The sequence below is a fragment of the Sandarakinorhabdus rubra genome, assembly GCF_010994245.1.
GTDB lineage: Bacteria > Pseudomonadota > Alphaproteobacteria > Sphingomonadales > Sphingomonadaceae > Sandarakinorhabdus > Sandarakinorhabdus rubra.
In genome coordinates this window covers 1-3128 of record NZ_WMHO01000265.1, presented here as the reverse complement: position 1 = coordinate 3128, position 3128 = coordinate 1, and the positions used below count along the sequence as shown (strand labels likewise).

At 69.1% G+C, this 3128-nt stretch carries 1 protein-coding gene and 1 pseudogene; both read right to left on the bottom strand.

Annotated features, from left to right (window positions below):
- Window positions 1-272, bottom strand: a pseudogene (locus GJV64_RS13035) (histone deacetylase); the annotation flags it as partial.
- 76 nt (window positions 273-348) lie between these two features.
- Window positions 349-2916 (bottom strand): aminopeptidase N, encoded by a 2568-nt coding sequence (gene pepN / locus GJV64_RS13030; RefSeq protein WP_164157754.1) that lies wholly within the window; start codon window positions 2914-2916, stop codon window positions 349-351.
- Window positions 2917-3128 lie beyond the last annotated feature (212 nt).

Genomic DNA, 3128 nt, shown 5'->3' with positions numbered 1-3128 from the left:
CCGTTGGCGGCCAAGCCGTGCCGCAGTGCGTGGGCGGCCGCAGCATGGGTGCCGCCCGCCACCAGCCGGGTGCGGCGGGCGACGGCCGGCGTGACGGCAAAGCCGATGCGGCGCTCAATGGCTGGCGGCACCTGCGCCGCCAGCACCGCCTCCACATAGTCGGGCGCGTGCACGGCCTGCAGCCATTCCGGCGGCATCAACGGGGGGTCATGCAGCTCAACTGCCTGCCCGGCGGCCGCCAGCGCCGGCAGCAGGGCGGTGTACTTTGACATCGGAAACCGATGCCCCGCCGGCATCGGCGGCGCATAATCGGGATGGTGAAACAGCGGCAGCGCCGCTGCTGGCATCTCAGGCAAGCGCCCGCGAGGCCATTTCCAGCACGTCCTTCGACATGCCGGGCGCGGCGAGGATGCGTTCAAGCTCGGCCTGCATCAGCCGGGCGCGGGTGCCATCGAAGCGGCGCCAGCGGCCCAGCGGCACAGCGAGGCGCGCCGCGCTCTGCGGGTTGATGCGGTCAACGGCGATCAGCTGATCGGCCAGCAGGCGATAACCGGCGCCATCAGCGGCGTGGAACCAGCGCTGGTTGGCGGCAAAGGCGCCGATCAGGCTGCGCAGCCGGTTGGGGTTGGCGATGGTGAAATCGGGATGCCGCGTCAACGCCTCGACATGGTCCAGCACGTCGGCGCGATTGGCCAGGGCCTGCACGCTGAACCACTTGTCGATCACGTCGTGGTTGCCGGCAAAGCGGCGGTGGAAATCGGCCAGCACCGCTTCGCGATGGTCGCTGCGGCTGTTCACCAGCGCGGTCAGCGCACCCATGCGGTCGGTCATGGTGGCAGCACCGTCATACTGGCGGCGGGCGGCGTCGAAGGCCGCATCGCTGCCCGCCGTCACCAGATAGGACAGCGCGACATTGGCCAGCCGCCGGGCGCCCTTGGCCTCCGGCGTCAGCGCCGCGCCCACATCGCGATGGGCTTCCCACAGCTGCCACCACCGCGCCTCAAGGCCGCGCGCGATCGCCTGACGGGCGGCCTCGCGTCGGCGGTGGATGGCCTCCACCTCCACCTGCGCCGCGGCATCGCCGATGAAGCTCTCGGTGGGCAGCAGCACCGCCTCGCCCTTGAAGGCGGCATCAAGCGACGGATCATCGAGCGTGTTGCTGACCGCCGTCACCAGCGCATCGGGGGCATCGTCGGTGGCCAGCACCGACAGCGCCAGCTGCTGGAATGCCTCCCAGCGGGCGAACGGATCGTCGTCGTGGGCAGCGAGGAACGCAAGATCGTCACGGGCCAGCGGCGCTTCCACCACCACAGGGGCCGAAAAGCCGCGGTTGAGACTGGGCAGCACCGGTTCCGAGAGGCCGTCGAAGGTGAGATGCGTCACCGGGCCCTTAAGTTGCGCCACCAGTTCGTCGCTCACCCGCCGGCCCGTCTCGCGGCCGATCAACGCCAGCCGGAAGGGCATCAGCATTGCCCGCTTGTCGGGCTGGCCCGGCGTCGGCGCCAGGCTCTGGCGCAGCGTCACCTCCACCCGGCCGCCGGTTTGCCGCGTCTCCACCGCCACGCGCGGCGTGCCGGCCTGGCTGTACCAAAGCTGAAAGGCTGACAGATCCACCGCATTGGCATCGGCCATCGCGGCCAGCCAGTCCTCGCAGGTCACCGCCTGGCCGTCGTGGCGCTGGAAATAGAGGTCGGCACCGCGCCGGAAGCCGGCTTCGCCCAGCAGCGTCGCCAGCATGCGGATCACCTCGGCGCCCTTGTTGTAGATGGTGGCGGTGTAGAAGTTGGCGATCTCGACATAATGATCGGGGCGGATGGGGTGCGCCAGCGGCCCGGCATCCTCCGGAAACTGCACGGCGCGAAGCGAGCGGACATCATCGATGCGGCGCACGGCGGCGCTGCCCTGATCGGCGCTGAACTGCTGGTCGCGATAGACGGTCAGCCCTTCCTTCAGCGACAGCTGGAACCAGTCGCGGCAGGTGACGCGATTGCCGGTCCAGTTGTGGAAATACTCGTGTGCCACCACGCCGGCGACCGCATCGAAATCCATGTCGGTCGCGGTTTCCGTATCGGCCAGCACATATTTCGAATTGAAGATGTTGAGGCCCTTGTTCTCCATCGCGCCGGCGTTGAAATCGGCGACCGCCACAATGTTGAACTCGTCGAGATCATATTCGCGGCCATAGACGCGCTCGTCCCACGCCATGCTGGCCTTCAACGCCGCCATGGCGTGGGCGGAGCGCGGCACATCGGCGGGCGCCGTCCAGATGGCGAGGCGCACGCGGCGGCCGCTCATGGTGGTGAATTCGTCCTCGCGCGCCGCCAGATCGCCGGCGACCAGGGCGAACAGATAGCAGGGCTTGGGCCAGGGATCGGTCCAGCGCATCGCGTGGCGGCCACCGGGCAGGGTTTCAATGGTGCCACGGTCGCCGTTCGACAGCAGCACCGGATAAAGCGCCGCGTCTGCCTCCAGCCGCACCGTGTAGCGCGACAGGATATCAGGCCGGTCGGGGAACCAGGTGATGGAGCGGAAGCCCTCCGCCTCGCACTGGGTGACCAGCTTGCCCTCGCTGGCATAGAGGCCCATCAGCCGCGTGTTGCGGGATGGGTGGATAACCACTTCGGTTTCCACCACCGCCCGGTCTCCAGCGATGGCAAGGCTCAGCGTGTCGCCGTTCGGCCAGTCAGGAGAGGCCTGCCCGTCGATGCGGATTGCCACGGTTTCCAGCCCGTGCCCGTCGAGCCGCAGCGGCCGGTCGTGGACGCCGTTGCGCGTCACCGTCAGCCGGGCGGTGACGATAGTGCGCGTGGCATCCAGCCAGAACTCCAGCGTCACCTCGGGCACCAGCCAGTCGGGCGGCGCGTAGTCGGCTAGCCGCACCTGGGCGAGCTGCGGGTTCGGTCGGGCATCTGGCATGGCGCGGATGTTGCGTCACGCGTGCGTTAAGGGAAAGCGAATTCTTGGTTTCCCGTCGCCGGCAATGCTCAGTCGACCGCCACCGGTAGCGGCAGGCCCAGCAGCGTCGCGATGGCCTGCCAGTTGGCCTCGGCCTCGGCCGCCAGCAGCGCCAGCGCCTGCGGCCGGTCTGGACCGGCGAGCGTAGCGCCGAGTACGGCGGCGCGGGCATC

Excerpts from the sequence above, each read along its gene's own strand:
- pepN (WP_164157754.1), bottom strand. The coding sequence starts at position 2,916 with ATGCCAGATGCCCGACCGAACCCGCAGCTCGCCCAGGTGCGGCTAGCC.